17 protein-coding genes and 1 rRNA gene are annotated in these 22,199 nt (G+C 67.9%); 5 read left to right on the top strand and 13 right to left on the bottom strand.

Annotation, left to right across the window (positions count from 1 at the left end; all coding sequences use genetic code 11):
- Positions 1-169: 169 nt before the first annotated feature.
- The 4 genes from rrf to C560_RS0108455 all read left to right on the top strand — a co-directional run bounded on the left by rrf (position 170) and on the right by C560_RS0108455 (position 3,444).
- Positions 170-286 (top strand): 5S ribosomal RNA (gene rrf / locus C560_RS0108470).
- A 276-nt stretch (positions 287-562) separates the two neighbouring features.
- Complete coding sequence (locus C560_RS0108465; protein WP_081801653.1) at positions 563-2,065, top strand: CBM96 family carbohydrate-binding protein; 1,503 nt, start codon at positions 563-565, stop codon at positions 2,063-2,065.
- A gap of 136 nt (positions 2,066-2,201) precedes the next feature.
- The gene (locus C560_RS0108460) at positions 2,202-3,050 is read left to right on the top strand and encodes an SDR family NAD(P)-dependent oxidoreductase (RefSeq protein WP_026537870.1); all 849 of its coding nucleotides are present in this window, start codon (positions 2,202-2,204) and stop codon (positions 3,048-3,050) included.
- A 94-nt stretch (positions 3,051-3,144) separates the two neighbouring features.
- On the top strand, positions 3,145-3,444 hold the full coding sequence (locus C560_RS0108455; RefSeq protein ID WP_197026124.1) for an excalibur calcium-binding domain-containing protein: 300 nt from the start codon (positions 3,145-3,147) through the stop codon (positions 3,442-3,444).
- A 175-nt stretch (positions 3,445-3,619) separates the two neighbouring features.
- Here the strand turns inward: C560_RS0108455 and C560_RS23320 are convergent, their stop codons facing one another.
- From C560_RS23320 to C560_RS0108420, 7 genes are all read right to left on the bottom strand, one after another.
- The gene (locus C560_RS23320) at positions 3,620-4,051 is read right to left on the bottom strand and encodes a hypothetical protein (RefSeq protein ID WP_155855759.1); all 432 of its coding nucleotides are present in this window, start codon (positions 4,049-4,051) and stop codon (positions 3,620-3,622) included.
- A 102-nt stretch (positions 4,052-4,153) separates the two neighbouring features.
- On the bottom strand, positions 4,154-5,986 hold the full coding sequence (locus tag C560_RS0108450; RefSeq protein ID WP_051533057.1) for a putative bifunctional diguanylate cyclase/phosphodiesterase: 1,833 nt from the start codon (positions 5,984-5,986) through the stop codon (positions 4,154-4,156).
- A 190-nt stretch (positions 5,987-6,176) separates the two neighbouring features.
- Positions 6,177-8,279, bottom strand: coding sequence for a putative bifunctional diguanylate cyclase/phosphodiesterase (locus C560_RS0108445; RefSeq protein WP_331280267.1), 2,103 nt, complete (start codon positions 8,277-8,279; stop codon positions 6,177-6,179).
- Positions 8,280-8,416: 137 nt separating this feature from the next.
- Complete coding sequence (locus C560_RS0108440; RefSeq protein ID WP_231494295.1) at positions 8,417-10,690, bottom strand: putative bifunctional diguanylate cyclase/phosphodiesterase; 2,274 nt, start codon at positions 10,688-10,690, stop codon at positions 8,417-8,419.
- A gap of 148 nt (positions 10,691-10,838) precedes the next feature.
- Positions 10,839-12,011, bottom strand: coding sequence for a glycosyltransferase family 4 protein (locus tag C560_RS0108435; RefSeq protein WP_026537866.1), 1,173 nt, complete (start codon positions 12,009-12,011; stop codon positions 10,839-10,841).
- A 406-nt stretch (positions 12,012-12,417) separates the two neighbouring features.
- On the bottom strand, positions 12,418-12,657 hold the full coding sequence (locus C560_RS0108425; protein ID WP_155855758.1) for a hypothetical protein: 240 nt from the start codon (positions 12,655-12,657) through the stop codon (positions 12,418-12,420).
- Between the two features lie 64 nt (positions 12,658-12,721).
- A complete protein-coding gene (locus tag C560_RS0108420; protein ID WP_018774802.1) occupies positions 12,722-14,158 on the bottom strand; it encodes a flotillin family protein in 1,437 nt (478 codons plus the stop codon).
- A gap of 359 nt (positions 14,159-14,517) precedes the next feature.
- Here C560_RS0108420 and C560_RS0108415 point away from each other — a divergent pair, with 359 nt between their 5' ends.
- Positions 14,518-16,041, top strand: coding sequence for a phenylacetate--CoA ligase family protein (locus C560_RS0108415; RefSeq protein ID WP_026537864.1), 1,524 nt, complete (start codon positions 14,518-14,520; stop codon positions 16,039-16,041).
- A 41-nt stretch (positions 16,042-16,082) separates the two neighbouring features.
- Here the strand turns inward: C560_RS0108415 and C560_RS0108410 are convergent, their stop codons facing one another.
- The 6 genes from C560_RS0108410 to C560_RS0108385 all read right to left on the bottom strand — a co-directional run bounded on the left by C560_RS0108410 (position 16,083) and on the right by C560_RS0108385 (position 22,159).
- The gene (locus C560_RS0108410; RefSeq protein WP_026537863.1) at positions 16,083-17,078 is read right to left on the bottom strand and encodes an HNH endonuclease; all 996 of its coding nucleotides are present in this window, start codon (positions 17,076-17,078) and stop codon (positions 16,083-16,085) included.
- 105 nt (positions 17,079-17,183) lie between these two features.
- A complete protein-coding gene (locus C560_RS0108405) occupies positions 17,184-18,392 on the bottom strand; it encodes a serine hydrolase domain-containing protein (protein WP_026537862.1) in 1,209 nt (402 codons plus the stop codon).
- Positions 18,393-18,584: 192 nt separating this feature from the next.
- Positions 18,585-18,914 carry a ferredoxin gene (gene fdxA / locus C560_RS0108400; RefSeq protein WP_026537861.1) on the bottom strand — a complete coding sequence of 110 codons (330 nt, stop codon included), beginning with the start codon at positions 18,912-18,914 and terminating at the stop codon, positions 18,585-18,587.
- Positions 18,915-18,920: 6 nt separating this feature from the next.
- Entirely contained in the window at positions 18,921-20,396 is a 1,476-nt protein-coding gene (locus tag C560_RS0108395) for an aldehyde dehydrogenase family protein (protein ID WP_026537860.1), read from the bottom strand.
- A gap of 42 nt (positions 20,397-20,438) precedes the next feature.
- On the bottom strand, positions 20,439-21,227 hold the full coding sequence (locus C560_RS0108390) for an SDR family oxidoreductase (RefSeq protein WP_026537859.1): 789 nt from the start codon (positions 21,225-21,227) through the stop codon (positions 20,439-20,441).
- Positions 21,227-22,159 (bottom strand): dihydrodipicolinate synthase family protein, encoded by a 933-nt coding sequence (locus C560_RS0108385; RefSeq protein WP_026537858.1) that lies wholly within the window; start codon positions 22,157-22,159, stop codon positions 21,227-21,229. The genes C560_RS0108390 and C560_RS0108385 overlap by 1 nt, the downstream gene beginning before the upstream one ends.
- Positions 22,160-22,199 lie beyond the last annotated feature (40 nt).

The raw sequence follows: 22,199 nt of genomic DNA, 5'->3' as shown, positions 1-22,199 counted from the left end.
CGCACCAGGGGTGGTACAAAGAAACAAGACTGCTTGCGTCCACTATGTGGTTCCCAAACAACAAACCCGTTGCTTGAGGAACAAAACCACAACCAAATAACAACACCACAGATGTTGTAACCACAGTTTTCCCCACCCCCGACACATGGGGCCGTGGCGGAGCAAGGGTTACGGCGGTCATAGCGTGGGGGAAACGCCCGGTCCCATCCCGAACCCGGAAGCTAAGACCCACAGCGCCGATGGTACTGCACCCGGGAGGGTGTGGGAGAGTAGGTCACCGCCGGAACACCATTCAGGTCGAGGACCCCAACCACCAGGTTGGGGTCCTCCCGCATTTAAACCACAAACACCTGGCGAATCAGCCGGGCAGCCCTGGCAATGCGTAAGAACCATGGAAAAACCTTGGGCATTTCCTTAACCGACGGGACCTTGGGAATACCTTTAAACGGCCAGTTATTTTGGTCATGCGCATTGAGGGGCCGGATTTGACCGGTTAGGGTTTGAATTCCTACGGACCACTAAGGCGCAGGGTGCGTCGACCGGACCTTATAGGAGTCCCACGATGCGCGTAGATCCTGGTTTCGCCTTGGGCAAGAACGGTACGAAAGGGCGTCGGTTTAGCCGGTCCTTGATGGGGCGCCAATGGATTTCCCTGGTGTCAGTCCTTTTCCTCGTGGCCGGCACAATTTCCCTTATTGCCGGCCCCGCCGAAGCCGCCACGCTGACCTTTTCTACCACGGCTGACGCCGTCGTGAAGCGCGACAGTCCCACCATCAATTTCCGCACCGCGACAGGCCTCAAGGCTGATAACTCGCCGGTCGAGATGATTTTCCTCAAGCTCACGGTCACCGGCACAGCCGGCAGCACCGTCACCGGCGCCAAGCTCCGGCTGTTCGCTACGGATCCATCCAACTCAGGCGGCCAAGTCCGACGGGTCCTCAACAACTCCTGGAGTGAGAACACGATCACCTTCAACAACGCGCCCGTTGCGGAAACGCCGATTGTGGCTTCGCGCGGCGCTGTTGCCGATAACACCTATGTGGAGTTTGATCTCTTCGGCGCGATTAAGGGTGACGGGACGTATTCGTTCCGCATCAGCAACACATCCTCTGACGGCGTCATTTACAGTTCCAAGGAAACTTCCGTCACCACGCAACGGCCTCGATTGACTGTCACCACGAACGCGACGCCGCCGCCCCCGCCTCCGCCGCCCCCGCCGCCGCCTCCGCCCCCCGGCGACAACCCGTGCGGCACGGCAACCGCTCCTCCGGCGAAGTACGACCACGTCATGTGGGTGCTTTTTGAGAACAAGACCTATTCACAGGTCATCGGGAACGCCAGCGCGCCGTACATGAGCACTAAGGCGAACCAGTGCGCGTCGGTTTCGACCTGGGCTGACGCCGGCCTGGGGTTGCCCTCGTTGCCAAGCTATCTGGCCATGACATCGGGCAGCACGCAGGGCGTCACTTCCGATTCGAGCCCGAGCGGCCTGCCGCCCATCACGGCCGACAATATCTTCCGGCAGGTGCGTACGTCCGGCCAGTCCTATAAGAGCTATATGGAGGACATGCCCTCGAATTGCCGGCTGAGCGCGTCCGGCCTGTATGCCGAGCGGCACAACCCCGAAATCTACTACCAAGGGACGGGGGACAGGGCGGCATGCGCGGTCAACAATGTGCCCCTGGGCACCGTGAGTGCGGGGCAGCTGGCAGGCGACCTGGCCAACAACACTCTGCCAAATTTCTCCGTGGTGGTGCCGAATGTTTGCAATGACATGCATGACTGCAGCGTCGCGACGGGCGACACCTGGCTCTCGCAATGGCTGCCGGTCATCTTGAACAGCCAAAGCTACCGGGCGGGACGTACGGCGATATTCGTGCTTTTTGACGAAGATACTCCGATACCCAATTTCGTGGTGGCACCATCCGTGGTCCCGGGCACCGTTATCCAGGGCAACTACAACCACTACTCCCTGCTCCGGTCCACCGAAGAAATGCTGGCCATCGGCCCGAAGTTGCAGAACGCCAGCACGGCCCTGAGTTTCCGCTCGCCGCTGCGCATCTAGGCGTTGCCTGAGATTCCCAGCAGAGTCCCGGAAGGCTCCCGGCTCCGGCGGAACGAACTCCCAGTTGCACTCGTTAGAATTCGACGGGGCTGGATTCCAAAAGACCAGCCCATCGCTTCGTTCTAAGGACACCTCAATGCCCGAGCGCACTATCGTCATCACCGGAGCCAGCGACGGCATCGGCGCGTCCGCCGCGCGGACCTTCGCCCGGCAGGGGGAACGTGTGGTCGTCGTCGGGCGTTCCGCGCAGAAGACCGAGGCGATCGCGAACGAAATCGGCGCCGATTTCTTCGTCAGCGACTTCGCCGACCTTGCCCAGGTGCGGACCCTGGCCGCGCAACTGAAGGAAAAGTACCCGCGGATCGACGTCCTGGCGAACAACGCCGGCGGCATCATGGGACCCCGCGAGCTCACCGTGGACGGCCACGAGAAGACCTTCCAGGTCAACCACCTGGCCCCGTTCCTGCTCACCACCGAGCTGATTGAGGTGCTGACCGCCAGCCAGGCCACCGTCATCAACACCTCTAGCGTCGCGAATTCGGTCTTCGCCAAGTTCGACATCGACGACCTCGACGCGGCCACGAGCTACTCCACCAACCGCGCCTACGGCAACGCCAAGCTCGCCAACATCCTCTTCACCACCGAACTGCACAACCGCTACAACACCGAGGGGATCTCCACGGCGGCGTTCCACCCCGGCGGCGTGGCCACCAACTTCGCGGCCGAGTCCACGAGCCCCATGCGCCTGGCCTACAAGTCCTTCCTCAAGCGCTTCATGCTGACCCCTGACCAGGGCGCGGACACCCTTGTGTGGCTCGCCAACGCCACCCCGGGCCACGACTGGATCTCCGGCGCCTACTACGCCAAACGGACGCTCTCCAAGGCCAACAAGCAGGCCTACGACGCGGGCCTGGCCAAGACGCTGTGGCAGCGCAGCGAGGCGATGGTGGCCCAGGACCTCGACAAGCTGGACCCCCGCCCCTGAGCCTCACCGGAAACGCCGAAATCGTGGGTTAGCATTTTCCTGCCCCTCGCCGATCCGCGGCCGAGGGCTTCTACCTGGGGGAGTGCTCTTAAACGTGCGCCTGAAGAAATTGCTTATCGCATCCCTGGCGGCATCCGCCGTCGTCCTGAGCGCTACGGCCGTGCCGGCATCCGCCGCGCCCGCGCCGAAGTCGTACAAGAACTGCACGGAACTGAACAAGGTCTACCCGCACGGCGTCGGCAAGAAGGGCGCCCGCGACAAGACCAGCGGAAAGCCGGTCACCACGTTCCGCGTCGACAACACCCTGTACAGCTACAACGACGGCGGTGCGCGGCACTGGGGCGAGTACGACCTGGACCGTGACAACGACGGCATCGCCTGCGAAAAGCGCTGATCTGAGTAACGTTGAGGGATCCTGGCCTGTGGCCAGGATCCCTCAACGTTTATGCCGTATTGTGGGCCCGCACTTTAGACAGGCAGCGGCATGATGGCCCAGGGAGAAAGGCGGGGGCGTCGCTCTTCACGGGCACAATCCGGGCCCCGGTTCTCGCCGACGAAGATCGTGCAAATTAATTGGTGTTGCGGTGGAAAGCCAAATATTGGTCCCCATCGGGATCTGCAATGAAATAGGTCAATTCCATCGCGCCATTTCTCTCACCGGGAATCAGCTGGGCACCCTGAAACCTTTCATGGATATCAAGGACTACTGCGGTTTGCTTCGATTGTTCATTCCAGTCCAATCGCCACGTCCCTCTGATTGAATCCAGAGAACTCCAGTCCGCCGTATCTGCGCGTTGATTGGAAAAGACTGAGTAGAAGACGTGGCCAGGCAAGTTGTGTCCAGTGAACGTTCCATCTGCATCGATCGTCAACTCGCCCGACTTAGTGCCCGGCCCGGAACAGACCCAGGACCCGACCACCTCGGAAGGGGACAGGGCTGCAGGTGACCCGCAGGAGGTGGCTGCCAGGAGCAGGAAGACTAGCACTACGCGCAGTCTCATGGCGTTCCTTTCCACCGCACCGTTTCCTTCCAGATTGTAGGACCGCACCGCCCCAAAGCGGCGGCCCAGGCCGCCTGCTGCCCGGAGCCGGCGGGCTCCCGCCTACCGCGCGGCGTCGACCTTGTCCAGGGCGTTCAGGGCACTCTCCATGGTCCCGGCCAGATGGCTGGCGGGGGCCGGCTTGGCGAACAGGTAGCCCTGCAGGGAATCGCACCCGCGGTCCATCAGGTACTTGGCCTGCGCGGGCGTCTCGATGCCTTCCGCCGTGACCTTCAGGCCGAGGGCATGCGCGGCGCTGATCATGGTGGCGAAGAACGGGAGCTGTTCCTGGCCGGTCTTGATCATGGCCACGAAGGAGCGGTCGATCTTGACCTTGTCCAGGGGCAGTTCCTGGAGCCGGCCAAGCGTGGAATATCCGGTGCCGAAGTCGTCCATGGCAATCCGCACGCCGGCGCCGCGCAGCTGCCGCAGCTGGCCCAGCACGTCCGAGGAGGCGTCGAAGAACACGCTCTCCGTCAGCTCAAGGGTGAGCTGGCGCGGGTCAACGCCCGTGGACGAGGCAATCGCGAGCACGTCCGCGGCGAAGTCCCGGTGCTGGAACTGCAGGCCCGAGACGTTCACGGCGACACTGTAGGCAGGATCGCCGGCCAGCCACGGCCGGATCTCGGCGCAGGCGCGGCGCAGGACTTCATCGCCGATCTCTCGGATCAGGCCGCTCTGCTCCGCGACGGGCAGGAACTGGTTCGGCGGGACCAGCCGGCCGTGCCGTTCCCACCGCGCGAACGCCTCGAACTGCACCACCGAACCGATGCCGGGAGAGACCACGGGCTGGTAGTGCACCGAGATCTGGCCCAGTTCGACGGCGCGCCGGAGCCCGGAATCGCCGTCGGCCTTGTGGGCCGCGGTGCTCAGCATCTCCGGCCGGAACCGCTGCCAGTTGTTCTTCCCGGAGGCCTTCGCCGCGGTCATGGCGGCGTCGGCCTGCCGCAGCAGTTCCGCCCCGTCCAGCGTCTGCCCGGACTTCGATGCCAGGCCCATGCTCACGCCGGGCCGGACCATGGAGCCGCCCACGCGCAGGGGCGCGTAGAGGGACTCGGCGATCCGCTTGGCCACCGCGTCCGCGTTGAGGCACTCGGTGAGCAGCACCGCGAACTCGTCGCCGCCGAGCCGGGCCACGGTGTCATGCGGGCGGACGCAGTTGCGCAGCCTGCTCGCCACCTCCACCAGCAGCTCATCGGCCGCGGAGCGTCCCAGCACGTCATTGAGGTGCCTGAAGTCATCGAGGTTCAGCAGCAGGATGTCCACCGGATCCGGGCGGCGCAGGGCCGCGGCGAGCCGCTCGTTGAAGAGGGGGCCGTTGGGCAGCGCCGTCAAAGGGTCGCGGAGCGAGCCGGCCTTGAGTTCGTCGTCGTGCTCGGCAAACGCTGCCGGAGCAGCAGCCGCTGGACCTCCGGAAAGAGAAGCTCCCGCTGAACCGGAAGTACGACGGCGGGCAAAGTCGCCGCTGAGGGAACGGCCGGCGCTGCCGGCGCCCGGGTTCCCTCCGGCGGCGCCGCGGATGGAGAGGGCCACGGACGTTCCGGCGTCGGCCGCTCCGGCCGGGGCTGGGACCAGCGAGCAGGTGATTTCGACCGGGAGTTCGGTGCCGTCGGCGCGGCGGCCCGAGCCGGCGAACGGGGAGCTGGCGGACGGGGAGCCGGAGTACGGCGAACCAGGGCTTGCGGCCGTGCCCAGCCCGGCCAGGACGGCGTGGAATTCCTCCCGCGAGGCCTCGGCCAGGAGCATGCTGTGGTCCGCGCCGAGCAGCTGCGCCCGGGAATAGCCGAAGAGCCGTTCCGCGGCCGCATTGAGGAAGGAAATGGCTCCGTCCTGACCGACCAGCAAGAGCGCGTCCGGGCTGTACTCCAGCAGTTGTTGTGCGAAACCAGCTTCCACGATGTCTAACAGCCCCCCGGCGAAGAATTACGAATAGCGGGCACCTTGCGGAGAGCAGGCGCACTGCGCTGACTGAATCATATGCGGTGCGGGCTCCCCGGACGTGATGGGCATCATGCCGCACCCAAATGTGTCGAACGCGCCGGCCGCCGCAAGTGCGCCCGGACCGGCTGCGCCGGCACCAGCCCGGCTACCCGGGCAGCGGCACGCCCTCGAGGTCAGCGATGGCCGCCGCGGAGTTCCGCATGGCGCGCTGCCTGGCCGCCCCGGGTTCCGGGCGGGAGAAGAGGAAGCCCTGCAGGGCATCGCAGCCGTGGTCCATGAGGTAGCGTGCCTGCGCCGGTGTCTCGATGCCCTCGGCCGTGACCTTCAGCCCCAGGCTTCGGGCCATGTGGATCATGGAGGTGAGGATGGGCAGCTTTTCGACCCCGGTCTGCAGCATCGACACGAAGGACTTGTCGATCTTCACCACATCCACCGGCAGGTCCTGCAGGCGGCCCAGCGATGAATAGCCGGTCCCGAAGTCGTCCAGGGCCACCCGGATGCCGGCCTGGCGCAGGGTTTCGAGCTGGCCGATCACGTGGGAGTGGGCGTCGAAGAACACGCTCTCGGTCACCTCCAGGACCAGCTGGCGCGGGTCCACGCCGCTCCACGCCGCAATATCCAGGACGCGCTCGGCGAAGTCACGGTGCTGCAGCTGCACGCCGGAGACGTTGACGGCCACGCTCCGGAACGGGTCCTCCCCAAGCCACGGGGCGAGCTCGGTGCAGCTGCGCCTGAGCACCTCGGCGCCGATTTCCCGGATCAGGCCGCTGCGTTCGGCGGTCTCGATGAACTCGTCCGGCGGAATCAGCTCGCCGTCCCACTCCCAGCGGGCCAGGGCCTCGAACTGCACCACCTCGAGCCGGTCACTGGAGATGACGGGCTGGTAGTGCACGGTGATCTGCCCCAGCTCCACCGCCCGCCGCAGCCCGGCCGTGAGCTGGGTGCGCTCCAGCAACGCGGCCAGCATCTCGGGCCGGAAGTGCACATAGCAGTTCTTCCCGGCCTCCTTGGCCGCGTACATGGCCAGGTCCGCCTGCCGGAGCAGCTCCGACGACGTCTCCGTGCCGGCGTCGCGCGAGGCCACGCCCAGGCTGAGACCGGGCCGCATGAGCGTTCCCTCGATGGAGACCGGGGCGTTCAGGGTGCTGACCACGCGCTGGGCCACGGTGTCGGCGTCCCGACAGCCGACCAGCAGGACCACGAACTCGTCCCCGCCCAGCCGGGCGACCGTGCCGTGCGGACCCACGCAGTTCTGGAGCCGGCGGGAAATCTCGACCAGCATCTCGTCGCCGGCATGGTGGCCCAGGACGTCGTTGACTTCCTTGAAGTCGTCCAGGTCCAGCAGCAGCACGTGCACCGGTTCCGGGGTCAGCAGTGCCGCGGCGGCCCGTTCGTTGAAGAGCATCCGGTTGGCCAGCCCGGTGAGCGGGTCCTGAAACGCGAGTTCCTTGAGCTTGCCGGCCTGCTCGGCCAGTTCGTCCATGGCGCGGCGGGCCTGGTCCTGGGCGCGCCGGCGCGAGGTGATGTCCCGGAAGTTCCAGATCCGTCCCACGATCGCGTCCGCCACCTTCTGCGGGCGCGAGTACAGCTCCACGGTGCGGCCGTCGGCGAACTCGAGGATGTCGTGGCTCTGCATCAGGCTGTCCGCGTAAAGCGCTTCAACCTTCTGCAGGAAGGAGTCGGGATCCACCAGTTGGTCCGCGATGAACCGCACCAGCGCAGAGGGGTCCTCGGCCGCGATCAGTTCCGGCGGCATGCCCCACAGCTTCAGGTACTGGTCGTTGATCCCGGTGATTTGGCCTTCGCTGGAGAGCACGACGATGCCGTCCGACGTCGATTCCAGCGTGGCGTCCACGAGGGAAAGGGCCAGCCGCCGGCCGGAATCAGGGTCGTTGCGGTGCTCGGCGTCGCGGACGGCTACCGCCATGGCCGTGCCGCCGTCGACGCTCACCAACGAGCACGTGATCTCCAGAGCGAGGTCCGAGCCGTCCCGGTGGAGTCCGGCGGCGGCGAACGGCCGGCTGCCGGCCGGGCTTTTGCGTCCCAGCCGGCCAAAGACCCGGAGGAAGCCGCCGCGGGCTTCCTCCGAGAGCAGGATGGTGTGCTGAACGCCGAGGAGTTCCTCGCGGGGGTAGCCGAACAGCCGTTCCGCGGCCGAATTCACGAAGGCGATGATCCCGTCCGCGGTCAGCAGCAGAAACGCATCAGGACCCTGCTCCAGCAGGTCTTCACCAAATCCAGTTCCCACGACGATACCGGCCCCCAAGCGACGGAAGTTCATAGAGCGATGATGTTCCCGGCCGAGGTGCCCGGAGCAATGCGTTTCACTGAATCATAGGGTCCTTCGGCCCCGTGTCCAGCACATCGGCCATGGAACTTTGCGGGTCACCGGTTGCCGGGCACCCGATCGCCCCGCAGCGCGGCGATGGCCAGGGCCGCCCGGTCCAGCGCGGGCTGGAGCGTGGCCTCCGGCTGGGGGCCCGAGAACAGGAAACCCTGCAGGGAATCGCAGTGCAGCTTCATCAGGTAGCCGGCCTGGGCCGCCGTTTCCACGCCCTCCGCGGTGACGGTCAGCCCCAGCCCGTGGGCCATCCCGATCATGGCGTTCAGGATGGGCAGCTGCTCGGTGCCGGAGTTGATCATGGACACAAACGACTGGTCGATCTTCAGCGTGTCCACGGGCAGGCCCTGCAGGCGTCCCAGGGAGGAGAACCCGGTGCCGAAGTCGTCCAGCGCCACCCTGGCACCGGCCGCGCGCAGGGTCATGAGCTGCTGGATCACGTGGCAGTCGTCCTCGAAGAAGACGCTCTCCGTGACCTCCAGGACCAGCTGGCGCGGGTCCACGCCGCAGGACTCCGTCACGGCCAGGACCAGCTCGGCGAAGTCCCCGTGCTGCAGCTGGACACCGGAGACGTTTACAGCCAGGGACCGGGAGGAGTCCTCGTCCAGCCAGGGTTTGAGCTCGGTGCAGCCGCGCAGCAGCACCTCGGTGCCGATCTCGACAATGAGGCCGCTGCGTTCCGCCGCCGGAATGAAATGCTTGGGCGGAACGAGCGCGCCGTCGCGCACCCAGCGGGCCAGGGCCTCGACCTTGGTCACGGTCCCGCTGCCCGCGGAGACGATCGGCTGGTAGTGGACGGCGATCTGGCCGTTGTCCACCGCGCGCCGCAGGCCGGCCTCGAGGTCGTTGCGGTCCACGAGGGCCTTCATCATCTCCGGCTTGAAGCGCATGTACCGGTTCTTCCCGGCGGCCTTCGCGGCGTACATTGCGACGTCGGCACGGCGCAGGAGCTCGGAGGCGTCGACGGCGGCCTCGCCGATCGAGGCGAGCCCCAGGCTGAGGCTGGGCCGGAGCATGGTGCCGTCGATCCACACCGGGACGCGCAGCGAGTCGACAATCCGGGCTGCGACCGCCTCGGGCTCCAGCGAGTCGAGCAGGAGCACCACGAACTCGTCGCCGCCCAGCCGGGCCACGATGTCGCTCGGGCGCACGCACGCGCGCAGGCGCCGGCCGACCTCAATGAGCATCTGGTCCCCGGCATGGTGGCCAAGGATGTCGTTGACTTCCTTGAAATCGTCCAGGTCCAGGAGCAGGACGTCGACGGCGCCGCCGTGCCGGTCCGCCAGGGCGCTGGCGAGGCGGTCGTTGAACAGCTGGCGGTTGGACAGCCCCGTCAATCCGTCGCGGAACGCCAGCGCCTTCAGCTGGGCGGACTGTGCGGCGAGGTCTGCCATGGCCCGGGTGATCCGGTCCTGGGCAACCTTGGCCGCGGTCACATCCCGGAAGCTCCACACCCGTCCGACCACCTGGTCCGCGACTTTCTGTGGGCGGGAATAGCGTTCAAAAGTCCGGCCGTCGCGGAATTCCAGGATGTCGTGGCTTTCCGCGGCGGGATCGGCGTAGAGGGCCTCGACCTTCTCGACGAACTGGGCCGGATCCCGCAACTGGTCCAGGACAAAGGCCATCACCGCCTCGTCGTCCCCGGTGGCCAGCATTTCCCGCGGGATGCCCCACATAGTGACGAACCGATTGTTGACGCCGGCGATCTCGCCCTCGCTGCTGACCACCAGGATGCCGTCGGCGGTGGATTCGAGCGTCGCGCTCAGCAGCGACATGGCCTCCCGGAGGCTGTCATCGTTCTCCGGCCGGTGCGAGGTGTCCCGGACCGCGGCGATCATGCTCGCGGAACCGTTACCAGTCCCGTCCCGGGCGCCTGTAGCGGTGAAGAAAATAGATCCGGCCACCTCGGCCTGGAACTCCGTACCGTCCCGCCGGACCCCGTAGGCCTCCACGGGAGCAGTGTCAGTGTCCGTTTCGGCGGCAGCGGCGTCGCCGTCGGTGTGGGCGCTGCGGCGGAGGTTGAAGAACAGCCGCTCGAGTCCGTTGCGGAACCCCTCGGCCAGGAGCATGCGGTGGTCCGCGCCCACGAGTTCCCCGCGGGCGTACCCGAACATGCGCTCGGCGGCGGTGTTGACCATTTTGATGGTCCCGTCCTCGGCCACCACCAGCAAGGCGTCGGGGCTGGATTCCACCAGGTCCCCGTAGCCCGGGACCGCGGCGGAAACTTCCTGGGGGACTGTCTTGGGGACTGCGCCGGGCGCTTCCTCCGGGTACGACGACGCCGTCACCCGGCTACCGCCGTGCGAACCTGAGACCACCAACGAGACATTTAGAACCCTCCCATCGGGAAATCATAGGCGCCGGAAGCCTCCCTTGGGTGTCAAGAGGGTGTCAACACGTGGGCGGCGCCGGATCCCCGCCCATGGGGGAGGACCAAACGGCCAGTTGCGCTATCACCTCGGGTGCTTAAAACCCCGGTTTGGCAGCCCCGAGTGATAGGGCAACGTGGGGGGAGCGGCCCACCTGGGACTCACCGATCACGGCCTTGTAGTGGCAAACGAGTTCGGCGCCGAGCACGGACCACGTCCGGCCCTGGACCGAGGCGTGCGCGGCCGCGGCGAACGCGCGGCGCTTGGCGTCGTCGCCCACCAGGTCCACCACCCGGGCACGGAACCCGGCGAGGTCGCCGGGCTCGTACAGCCAGCCGGTCCGTGAGTTCTCCACGAGGTCCAGCGGGCCGCCGCGGCCCGTGGCCACCACCGGCACCCCGGACGCCATGGCCTCCTGGATGGTCTGGCAAAAGGTCTCGAACTCGCCGGGATGGACAAAGAGATCGAAGGACGCCACTGCCCGGGCCAGGTGGTCGCCGCCGAGGAACCCGGTGAAGACCGCCTGCGGCAGGGCAGCTTCCAATGCGGGCCGCAGGGGCCCGTCGCCGACGATCACCAGCCGGGTCCCGGCAACATCCGCCAGCACCGCCAGATCCTCCACCTGCTTCTCGGCCGCCAGCCGGCCCACGTAGCCGATGAGGCGCTCGCCGCCGGGCGCCACGGAAGCCCGCCAGCCGGCGTCGCGCTTCGCGGGGTTGAACCGTTGCGTGTCCACGCCGCGCCGCCACATGTCCACGCGCGGAATGCCGCGGCCGCGGAGCTGGTTGAGCGCGAAAGTGGAAGGGACCAGAGTGCGCGAGGCCAGCATGTGGATCTGGTCCACCCGGTTCCAGGCCCAGTTCTCCAGGAACGGGACACCGTAGCGCCCCGCATAGCCGGGCACCTCGGTCTGGTAGATGGCGACCGTGGGGATTCCGAGCTGGTGGGCGGCCTGCGCTGCCCGCCAGCCCAGCACGAACGGGGACGCGAGGTGCACGACGTCGGGCGCGTAGTCGGCAAGGATTCGCTTGACCCGATACACACCGCCCATCGCCACACGCAGGTTCGCATAGCCGGCCAGCGGGACCGAAGGGAGCCGGAGGACGTGGGCGCCATAGACCTCGTCCGGTACCTCCGTGTCCTGCGTGGACGGCGCGATCACCAGCACCTCGTCCCCGCGCTCCTGCAGATGCTCCAGCACGCGCAGGATGGAGTGGGTGACCCCGTTCATGAGCGGCAGGAATGATTCGGCGACGATTGCGATCCTCACCCCTCCACGGTGCGGGCGGCGGTTTGCGGCGCGGGGGAGAGATCATGGCCGGGAGGGGAAGAGTGGGTTAACAGGTGGGCGAACTCAGGAAGGAACCGCCACGGGCGGGCAGAAAGGCGGGCGGGGCGGGCAGAAAGGCGGGCGACTGCCAGAACTACCCGGGCACCCTCACATGGGCGCAAGCCAGCGCGGCCATGCGTCCACGGCGCAAACCCCACGAAGCAGCGGTGCCGGACGGCATGACGAAAGTCGAGCTACAGCGGGTCGGGCCAGTTGCCGACCGGGAAGCGGGCACAGATGCCGGAAACCGGACCGCAACGCGCGCGCTTGTTGCCTTCCATCAGAAATACCTCCAGAGGCTACGGAACTTCAGAATACGCCCGTCGCCTCCTACCGTCCAGAGGGGTCAGTCGGCCTTGAGGACATCCGGAAGTTCGTCCACAAACACCGTCTGCGGCGGTTCAAAATAGATGACCAGGACCTGCTCGCCGACGGCGTAAACGCTGGTCTTGTCGAAGGGGTGCGCGTGGAAGGCACTGGTTCCGCCGCGGACGGGCAGCATGACCTCCCCGATGGTGCCCGGGCCGATCCGTCCGGTCACGCGCCCAATCTTTCCGGTCAGGCTCCGGTCAACATCCTTATGCATCAGAACCCCATTACATCAGAATCCCAGTTCATCAGGTCCTCCGGCTCTCCGTGCGCACGGCGCCCTACGCCTCGGGCGCCTTCGCCGGCCGTTTGCCGCCATCCCGGGTGTTTTTGAGGGCCGTGGAGAGCGCCGGGAGGTAGTCGCCCACCTGTGCCAAAATACCGCCGATCATCCGGTTGACCCCTTCGCCGCCGTTGAGGACGGTCATCTGGCCGACATGTGCAAACGGCTCGGCCGCCGCCGCCACGATCGCCGGCATGTTCTCGGCCAGCTGCTGGGAGATGACGGCCTCCTGGTTCGTGCCCAGGGCTTCGGCACGGGCCTTGATGCCCTCTGCCTCGGCCAGTGCCTTGGCTTTGATGGCGGAGGCAGCGGCATCGCCACGGGCCTTCGTGGCGGCGGCCTCGGCCTCACCGGTGACCTTGGTGGCGCCGGCCGCTGCTGCTGCCGCCGTCGCGTTCGCCTGCGCCTGCACCTCGGTCCGCCGGGCGTTGGCCTGGGCCTCGAGCTCCGTGCGCCGGGCCAGCGCCTCGGCCGCGCTGATGTCCGCGGATTTCTGGCCCTCCGCGTCGGTGCGCTTGGCGTACGCCCTCGCGTCGGCGGGCTTGCGGACGGTGGTCTGCAGTTTCTGTTCCTCCCGGTCGGCCTCGAGCTTGGCCACCTCGGTTTCCTGGACCACCACCAGCTGGCGGGCCGTCGCATCGGCCAGCGGCCCGGCCTGGGCCGCGTTCGCCTTGGCGCGCTCGGCATTGGCCTGTGCCTCGGACTGGCGGATCGCGGACACGCTCCGGGCGTCGGCGATCATGGCCTCGGCCTCCGCTTCCTTTTCCGCCGCCTCGCGGTTCCGGGTGGCCTCCGCGATGCGGGCCTCCATCTTGACCAGGGCGATGTGCGGCTTGGCGATGTTCTGGATGTAGCCGGTGGGGTCCTGCAGGTCCTTGATCTGCAAGGAATCGACGACCAGCCCCAGCTTCTCCATTTCGACGCCGCTGGCGCTGCGGACCTGGGATGCCAGCTTGTCGCGCTCGCGGATGATTTCCTCGACCGTCATGCTGCCGATGATCGAGCGCAGGTGGCCTTCGAAGACGTTGTATACCTGGCTTTCCATCTTGGGCTGCTGGCCCAGGAACCGCCGTGCGGCGTTGGCAATGAACGGCGGGGCATCCCCGATCTTGTAGATGACCACGCCGTCGACAATCACCTGGATGCCCTGGGAGGTGACGCAGGAGACCTTGAGCTCGGTTTCGTTCAGCGTCAGGGACAGCGGCCGCACGGTCTGCAGGCCCGGCAGCACCAGGGCCCCCTTGCCGGTGACGATCTTGAAGTCCATCCCCTCCCGGGTTTCCAGCGTGCCGCGCGTCAGCCCGGAGATGATGAGCGCCTCGTTCGGTTCCGCCACCTTCCACATCAGTTTTGTTGCCACCCAGATGACGCCGACGACGGCGACCGCCCCCAGGATGATCGAAATGAGCGGATACAAAAATGACAAGTCCGGCATAACCAGGTCCTTTCACGGCGGTGGAAAAGATATTAAGCAAAGCCCCAAACGATGCTGCTGGCCAGTCCCGGCCGGCCTGGAGGCAGGAATTACCACGCCGCCCAGCCAGCTGTTGTACACAGTCTGTGGTGCTTCCGGCCGGGAAGTCCAGCAATTCGATGGTGTCCGGTCATGCGCCCACGTCCCGCCGGTGCCTAAAGCCCCTGTTGGGAGCCTCCGTCGCCGTGCCAGCGTGGAAGAGGGTGCGGGCGCGGAAGAGTTTGACCGAGCCGGCCTGCCTGGGTGAGCGGGGGCGGGGTGGGGCCAGGAGTGCCTGCCCGTGAAGGGGGTGATGGGTGATGCTCGGCTCTCCTCTCGGGATGACCCGTACCACCGGGATCGCGTGGGACATCTGGCGGGCCGGGCGGGCAAGCCAGGATGAGATCGCCCGCCGGCAACGGGACCGGCTCGCCGCGCTGGTTGAGTGCGCACGGTCCTCGTCGCCTTACTACCGCAGGCTGTACCGGGATGTCCCGGACATGGTCCCGGACAGGGTCTCGGACTCAGCCACGGACCGGGCCAAGGATCTGGCCACGTATATAGGGGAGCTGCCTCCGGTGGGCAAGCGCGAGCTCATGGAAAACTTCGATGACTGGCTGACCGACCCCCACATCACGCTCTCCGGGTTGAAGCAAGACCTGCTGGGTGACCCCTCGCGGATCGGCAGCCTCTACCGCGGACAATACCTCGTGGTGACGACGTCGGGGTCCACCGGTGAACCCGCGGTCCTGGTCCATGACCGGACCTCGCAACTGGTGCCCAGTCTCCTGGGCCCGATCCGCGAACGGCGGACCCTGATGGCGGCTAAGGAGGCTCGGGCTTTCCTGCGCCGGGGGCTGCGGGCCGCGGCGCTGATCGCGGACGGGGACCACTTTGCCGGCGTCGTGCTGACCGAAGCCGCGCGCCGGCGCAGCCCCCGCATCGCCCGCCGGGTGCGCGTATTCTCCGTGCTCCGGCCGCTCCCGGACCTCGTGGCGGACCTCAACGACTTCCAGCCGACCGTGCTCTACGGGTATCCGAGCGCCATGGTGCAACTGGCCGCCGAACAGCAGGCGGGACGGCTCCGGATCCATCCGCTCCTGGCGGTCGCGTCCGGGGAGAGCCTGGCGGCCCATGCCGCGGCCGAGATCGAGGCGGCCCTCGGCTGCCGGGTCAGCGTGCGCTACCTTGCCTCGGAGGTGCTCGCCCTGACCAGCCGCTGCCGGCAGGGACTGTTGCACGTCAACGCGGACTGGACCATCGTGGAGCCGGTGGACGACGCCTTCCGGCCCGTCCCGCCCGGCGAGCTCTCCCACACAGTGCTGGTCACCAACCTGGCCAACCGCGTCCAGCCGCTGATCCGGTACAACCTGGGCGATCGGGTGCAGCTGGCTGCCGGCCCGTGCGCCTGCGGCAGCCCGTTTCCCACGCTGCGGGTCGAGGGACGCAGCGGCGACGTGCTGAGCTTCGCTGCCGCCGACAGGACAAGGTTGGACGGGACAGGGTCGGAAGGGACAGGGTTGGAAGGGACAGGGTTGGACGGGACAGGGTCGGAAGGGACAGGGCAGGACGGGGCGAGGCCGGACGGCAAAGTGGTGACCGTGCTGCCGTTGGCGCTGGGCACGGTGATCGAGGAGACCGCCGGTGTCCGCCGGTTCCAGGCGATCCGCACCGGGCCGGGCTCGCTCACCGTGCGGCTCGAGCTGTGGCCGGAGGCCGCGACGACGGCCGTGCGGACAGCGGTGGGGGAGCGCCTGGGTGCCTTCTTCGCGGCCCAGGGCGCCGCCGGCGTCGACGTCCGGTTTAGCGATGAGCCGCCCCGGCCGGACCGCAGCGGCAAGTTCCGCGAGGTGTGGTCCGCCTGAGCCGGCCGCGGTTGTCGCTGCCGTTAGGGCTGTGAGTGCTGTTAGTGCTGTTCCAGGATCCGCCGGGCGTCCTGCTGGGCCTGGAGCTGCTCCGGGGTCACGGACTGTCCGGTCAGGAACCCGGCGGCGGCCATGATCCGGCGCAGCTCGGCGACGCTGCGCGGGGTCCGCACCCCGTGGTGCGCCATGGCGTGGCAGTTGGCGCAGAGCGGGACGAGGTCTGTGACGGGGTCCAGTTCATACCTGCTGCCCAGCTGTGACACCGGGACCAGGTGGTGGACCGGAATGAAGTCCTTGCCGATCTCGCCGTAGGCGATTTCAAACGAGAATCCGCACGCGGCGCAGCTGGTCCCGTGGTGGGCGACGCAGACCCGCCGGGCGTCCGGACTGTGTTCGTACTTGTTGACTTCGACCCGGGTGACCGCCGCCGCCGGGACGGTGCCGGGCACGGGCTGGGTGGGGTCCGCCGGCACCGGGCCGAACTCGCCCCAGAGTCCGCGGAGCAGGGGCTCGACGGCGGAGTCGACAGCCAGCGCGGGGCCGTGCAGGGATTCCCAGTCGATGCCGGGCACGGCCTCGGCGAGGACCCCGGGCGGGATCTGGTCGCCGGCGGGCAGGAGGGCGTCGAAGTCCACCTGGATGCAGAGCACGGATGCGGCCTGTGCGCCGGGCTGTGCGCCGGCTCGGGCGGCGCTCGCGGAGTCCGGTGCCTGGACGCGGGGAGCCGGCCGTTCCGAGACGATAACGCCGTGGCCGATCAGGCCGCGTCCGTGGCGGCCCTGGAGTACCAGCCACGCGTCCGCGCCGGAAAGAGCAGCCCCGGAGGGAGCAGCCCCGGCCGCGTCCGCGCCGGCCGCAGCAGCCCCGGCGGCGTCCGTGCCGGCCGCGCCGGCCGCGCTGCCTGGTCCGCTGCCGAGACCAGTCCCGACGTCCCAGCTGGCCAGGTGCCGGCCGGTTTCGGCGACCTCCTCCAGCACGGCCGGGTAGGTCCAATCGTTCCATTCGTCGGGGTTCCAGACGAGGATGATTGCTGTCATCTGCCCATTGTCGCAGTCACCTCTGCCTGTTGGTCAGAGCAACCGCTGATTGTCAGAGCAACGGCTGATTGTCAGGACTACGGCCGATTGCCACACCGGCGGCCGTTAGCCCGGACTGCCTGCGGCATTGTTCAGCGGCCCGGTGGGCCCGGTCCTGCAGGTGGCGTTGAGGGTGTCCTCCGCGATGGACTCCATTTGGTGCAGAATGTGAGTGTCGCCGCGAGGGAGCGGCTCCGGCGGGTAGGCCACGGCCATGGTGAGCTGCCGGGTTCCGTCCGCGCTGGTCATGGTGATGGTGCCGTAGCCGGGCACGTCGCCGGGATGGCCGTAGTAGAAATCGTTGGTGCACAGATCGTTCCAGCGGACCACGCCGAGTCCGTACCGGGCGTAGAGCGGGCTTTCCATTTGCGTGATCGTGGCCGGTTTGAGCAGCTTGTTCTGCAGCAGCGCGCGGTAGAACGTATTCACGTCCGCCACGGAGGACACCATGCCGCCGGCGGCGTTGTCGATCTGGGCGGCCGGATAGGTGACGTCGAGTTGTTTGCGGTCCAGGGCGATGTAGCCGTGAACCATGGACGACGGCGCCGGGCCGGCCGCCGTCATCAAGGTCTCGCTCAGGCCCAGCGGCTCGATGATGTCGGTGCTGATCACCTCGCCGATCCGCCGGCCGGTGAGGTGCTCGACGATCAGCGCCAGGGCAATGTAATTCGAGTTGGAGTACTCAAATCCCTGGGCCAGCTTCGCCTGCCAGGAGATCCGTCCCGCCATGGCCAGCAGATCCGCCAGGCTCACCTTGGTGGTCAGGGCTTTCCGCACCGTGGCCGGATCGAACAACGGCCCGTCCACGGACGGCATGCCGGAGCGGTGCTGCAGCAGCTGGCGGACCGTGACCGGCCCCGGCGGGTGCATCACCTTGTTGAACTCCGGCAGGTAGGTGCTGACCGGCGCGTCCAGTTCCAGCCGGCCCTCCTCGGCCAGTTTGAGCACGCAGACGGCCACCATGGACTTGGTGACGCCGCCGATGTGCACCGGGTCCGTTATCTCGGCCCGGGACGGGCTGTTCAGGTTTCGGACCCCGTAGGCCGCGGACCACTCGTCCCCGCCCACACGGATCTGGATGAGGACGGCCGAGGCGCCGTCGTCGAGCAATCTCCGGCCGAACTGTTCGAGCACGGCCCGGTAGCCGGAATCGGGCGACACCGGCGCCGGAGGTTTCGGCCCGGGGATGCAGCCGCCGAGGGCGGCGGCGAGCACGACGGCGAGGATTGCGGCCGTGAGCCGGCGGAATGATGCGCGGATCCAGACCATCGGCATGAGGGTCCTTCTTGCAGGTCGGGAGTGCAGTCAGGGCAGGAAGATGCCCCCAGCCAGGCACAGTCCTAATGATTGTGATGGTCCTCAGACGGGGTGCAGCCGTCAAGGGCCAAAGGGGTGTGATCATACGAAAACGGCCGCCAAGCAGTTGTGCTTGGCGGCCGTTTTTCGGCAAGCCGGCGACAGGGAGAGTCAGCCCGTGGCGCCGGCGCCTAGAGGCGCACGCGCCACCACAGGGTGGTCGCGGTGCAGGTTTCCGAGGGCTGAGGCGCCCTGCGGCGACCCCAGTTCCTCGAAGAACTCCACGTTGGCGCGCACGTAGTCGGCCCACTCGTCCGGGACATCGTCCGAGTAGTAGATCGCCTCGACCGGGCAGACGGGATCGCAGGCGCCGCAGTCCACGCATTCGGACGGGTGGATGTAGAGCGAGCGTTCACCCTCATAGATGCAGTCCACCGGGCATTCGTCGATGCAGGCCTTGTCCTTGACATCCACACAGGGCTGGGCGATCACGTACGTCATGGCTGCCTACACACCCGTGTAGACGGTCTTGCCCCACGTGAAGAAGTCCAGTGCGGACTTCCCCTGTTCGCGGAACGTGTTGGTGGAGGAATCCTTGACGCCGCCGAACGGCACGTTCAGGTCCAGGCCCGCCGTCGGACGGTTGACCTTGATGACCCCGGCCTGGGCGCGGGCGGCGAAGTCCGTGGAGAACGCCAGAGAGTCGGTGCAGATCCCGGCGGTCAGGCCGTAGCGGGAATCGTTGATCGCGGCGAGCCCGGCCTCGTAGTCCGGGACCTCGAGGACGGCCACCACGGGTCCGAAGATCTCTTCGGTCACGGCGGCGTCGTCGAAGGGCAGGTCCGTGAGGATGGCGGCCGGGAAGAGGAACCCGGCGTCCGTGCCGCCGTCGTACTCACCGTGCAGCAGCGTGGCGCCGCGTTCGACGGCGGTGCGCACCGCGGCCTGGTTCTGTTCGAACTGCTGGCTGCTCACCACAGCGCCCATCTTGGCGGCCTCGAGGCCGTCGCCGGCGGTGTACAGCGCGGCTTCCTCGGTGAGGGCCGCCAGGAAGGCCTCGCGGATGCCGGGCGTGACGTAGACGCGGGACGTGGCGGTGCAGGCCTGGCCGGTGAGGCCGAACGCGCCGGCCGCCACCACCTGGGCAGCCTTGCGGGGATCGGCGTCGTCCAGGACCAGCACGCCGTTCTTGCCGCCCATTTCCAGCTGGACCCGGGCGCGGCGGGCGTTGAGGATCTCCTGCAGCCCGAGCCCGACGTTCGTGGAGCCGGTGAAGGACAACCCGGCGATGCGGGAGTCGCGGGCCAGGGCGTCGCCCACCACGCGGCCTTTGCCATGGACCACGTTGAACACGCCGGCGGGCAGCCCGGCGTCCTGCAGGGCCCGGGCCAGGTGCGTGGCCGAGAGCGGGGTGAGCTCGGCCGGCTTGATGACCACGGCGTTGCCGCTGATCAGGGCCGGGGCGGACTTCCAGGCCGGGATGGCGATGGGGAAGTTCCACGGCGTGATGAGCCCGACGACGCCGAGCGCCTCGCGGCGGGTGGTGATGGTGGTGTCCGGCAGGCCGCTGGGCAGCACCTCGCCGGTGGCGGCCCAGCCGAGGGACCCGAAGAAGCGCAGCACGTCGGAGGCGCGCTTGACCTCGCCCTTGGCCTCGGCGAGGGTCTTGCCCTCTTCCCGGACGAGGTCCTCGGCGATGGCGCTCTGGCGCTCCAGGAGCAGGTTCCCGGCGGCCATCAGGATGGCGCCGCGGGACGGGGCGGGCAGGGCTGCCCAGGCCGGCTGCGCGGCGGCGGCGGCGGTGATGGCGGCGTCGACGTCGGCTGCGGTGCCGCTGGGGGAGAGGGCGGCGAGCTCGCCCGGGCGGGCCGGGTTCATCCGCTCGGTGTCCGCCCCGCCGAGCCATTCGCCGTTGATCAGGTGCCGGGCGGTGATGAGGTCCCGGGCTGTTGCTGTTGAGGTGTCTGTGTCGGTGGAAGTCATGGGGTTCCTTCTGAAGAGAGGACGGGAAGAAAGGGAGGCGGGCTAGAGCCCGCGAATCAGGCCGCCGTCGCAGCGCAGTGCCACGCCGGTGATGTAGGAGGCCGGCGCGCTGCAGAGGAACGCCGCGGCGGCGCCGAATTCCTCGGGTGTGCCGTAGCGGCGGGCGGGGATGGTCTTGCGGGATTCGAGCTGGATTTCCTCGGCGGTGGTGCCGCGCCGCTTGGCGGCGGCCTGGTCGAGTTCCGCGACCCGGTCCGTGGCAATGCGCCCGGGGAGGAGCATGTTGACCGTGACGGCGTCCAGCGCCACCTCGGCGGCGAGGGTCTTGAGGTAGCCGGCCAGCGCCGCGCGGCCGGTGTTGGACACGGCCAGGTTCGGCAGCGGTGCCACGACGCCGCTCGACCCGACGGCCAGGATCCGGCCCCAGCGCCGTTCCCGCATGCCCGGCAGGATGTGCGAGACCAGGGCGTGGTGCGGTTTGACGAGTTGTTCGAACGCCGCGGCGATGTCGTCCGCGCCGAGCGTGGCGGCCGCGCCGGGCTTCGGCCCGGGACCGTTGAGGACCAGGATGTCGACGGGCCCGAGTTCCGCGACGGTCTGTTCGACGGCGGCGGCCACGCCCTCGGCGGTGCTGAGGTCCGCTTCGACGGCGATGGCACCCGGCCCGTAGGCGTCCGTCAGTTCGGCGACGATCTCCTTGGCGCGGACCTCGCGCCGGCCGGTGATGGCCACCCGGACGCCCTCGGCAGCGAGGGCCCGGGCGATGGCGAGGCCCAGGCCGCCGGTCGAGGCAGCCACAAAGGCGGTCTTTCCGCTGATTCCGAAATCCATCAGTTCCTCCCCGCCGTGGTCAGCGCGGCGGCCGGGTTCGACCCCAGGGCCTCCGCGGCCTCGGCCAGGTGCGTGCGCAGCCCGGTCCGGAGAACTTCCGGGAAGGCCGCGGCCGGTGCCCGGACGCCGGCGTCGGCAATGAGCCCGCGCTGGTGCAGGCATTCCTTGCGGATCGCCAGCGCGATTTTCGCCTGCTGCTCGAAATTGATCAGCGGCAGGTAGGGCAGCAGGGCATCGCGGGCGGCCTCGTAGCCGTCCCTCTGCCAGGCCCGCACGCAGGCGATGAGCGCTTCCGGGTAGGAGAAACCGGTCATCGCCCCGGCGGCGCCGGCCAGGAGCTCGTCCAGCAGCCCCTGGCCGCCGAGGCCGCCGAAGACAGAGACGTCCAGGGCCGCGGTGAGGTGTCCGATCGCCACGGACGTGGGCGGAGCCTCGGCCTTGACTGCGGTGACGAAGCCGCAGGCCTGAACCACCGAAATGAGCGCCTCGGTGCTGATGTGGACGCCGCTGGCCAGCGGGTAGTCCTGCAGCACCACGTTGGCGCCGGCGGACTGGTGGATGGCGTTCAGGTGCGCGATGACCACACCGGGGTTGGCGGAGTTGGCCTGCACCATGACGGCCGACAGCCGGTCCCCGGTGGCAGCCTGGATGGAACGGATTTCATCGACGGCCGTGCCGGTGAAGAGGGACGTCACCCCCACCACGAGGGGCAGGCGCGTTTCCTCCATGACCACTTCCAGGACCAGGCTGCGCTCGGCTGCCGTCAGGGCCGCGGCCTCGCCGAACACGCCCAGGACGGTGAGTCCCGTGGCGCCGATCGACTCGTAGTAGCCCACGAGTCCGGCCAGGCTGTCCGTGTCGACATCCAGGGTGCTGCCCTGGAACGGTGTGGCGACGACGCCCCACACGCCGGGTGTCAGTGACTCCCGCATTGGTTTCTCCTTCTAAGCTCTTGTTGTTCTTCGAACGGCT

Source organism: Arthrobacter sp. 9MFCol3.1 (assembly GCF_000620385.1).
Taxonomy (GTDB): domain Bacteria; phylum Actinomycetota; class Actinomycetes; order Actinomycetales; family Micrococcaceae; genus Arthrobacter.
This window is presented reverse-complemented; position numbering and strand designations above follow the sequence as displayed.

Bases quoted from the DNA above. Each gene is read 5' to 3' on its own strand.
- C560_RS0108465 (WP_081801653.1), top strand. From the start codon at position 563: ATGCGCGTAGATCCTGGTTTCGCCTTGGGCAAGAACGGTACGAAAGGG.
- C560_RS0108460 (WP_026537870.1), top strand. From the start codon at position 2,202: ATGCCCGAGCGCACTATCGTCATCACCGGAGCCAGCGACGGCATCGGC.
- C560_RS23320 (WP_155855759.1), bottom strand. From the start codon at position 4,051: ATGAGACTGCGCGTAGTGCTAGTCTTCCTGCTCCTGGCAGCCACCTCC.
- C560_RS0108425 (WP_155855758.1), bottom strand. From the start codon at position 12,657: ATGCATAAGGATGTTGACCGGAGCCTGACCGGAAAGATTGGGCGCGTG.
- C560_RS0108420 (WP_018774802.1), bottom strand. From the start codon at position 14,158: ATGCCGGACTTGTCATTTTTGTATCCGCTCATTTCGATCATCCTGGGG.
- C560_RS0108415 (WP_026537864.1), top strand. From the start codon at position 14,518: ATGACCCGTACCACCGGGATCGCGTGGGACATCTGGCGGGCCGGGCGG.
- C560_RS0108410 (WP_026537863.1), bottom strand. From the start codon at position 17,078: ATGACAGCAATCATCCTCGTCTGGAACCCCGACGAATGGAACGATTGG.
- C560_RS0108405 (WP_026537862.1), bottom strand. From the start codon at position 18,392: ATGCCGATGGTCTGGATCCGCGCATCATTCCGCCGGCTCACGGCCGCA.
- fdxA (WP_026537861.1), bottom strand. From the start codon at position 18,914: ATGACGTACGTGATCGCCCAGCCCTGTGTGGATGTCAAGGACAAGGCC.
- C560_RS0108395 (WP_026537860.1), bottom strand. From the start codon at position 20,396: ATGACTTCCACCGACACAGACACCTCAACAGCAACAGCCCGGGACCTC.
- C560_RS0108390 (WP_026537859.1), bottom strand. From the start codon at position 21,227: ATGGATTTCGGAATCAGCGGAAAGACCGCCTTTGTGGCTGCCTCGACC.
- C560_RS0108385 (WP_026537858.1), bottom strand. From the start codon at position 22,159: ATGCGGGAGTCACTGACACCCGGCGTGTGGGGCGTCGTCGCCACACCG.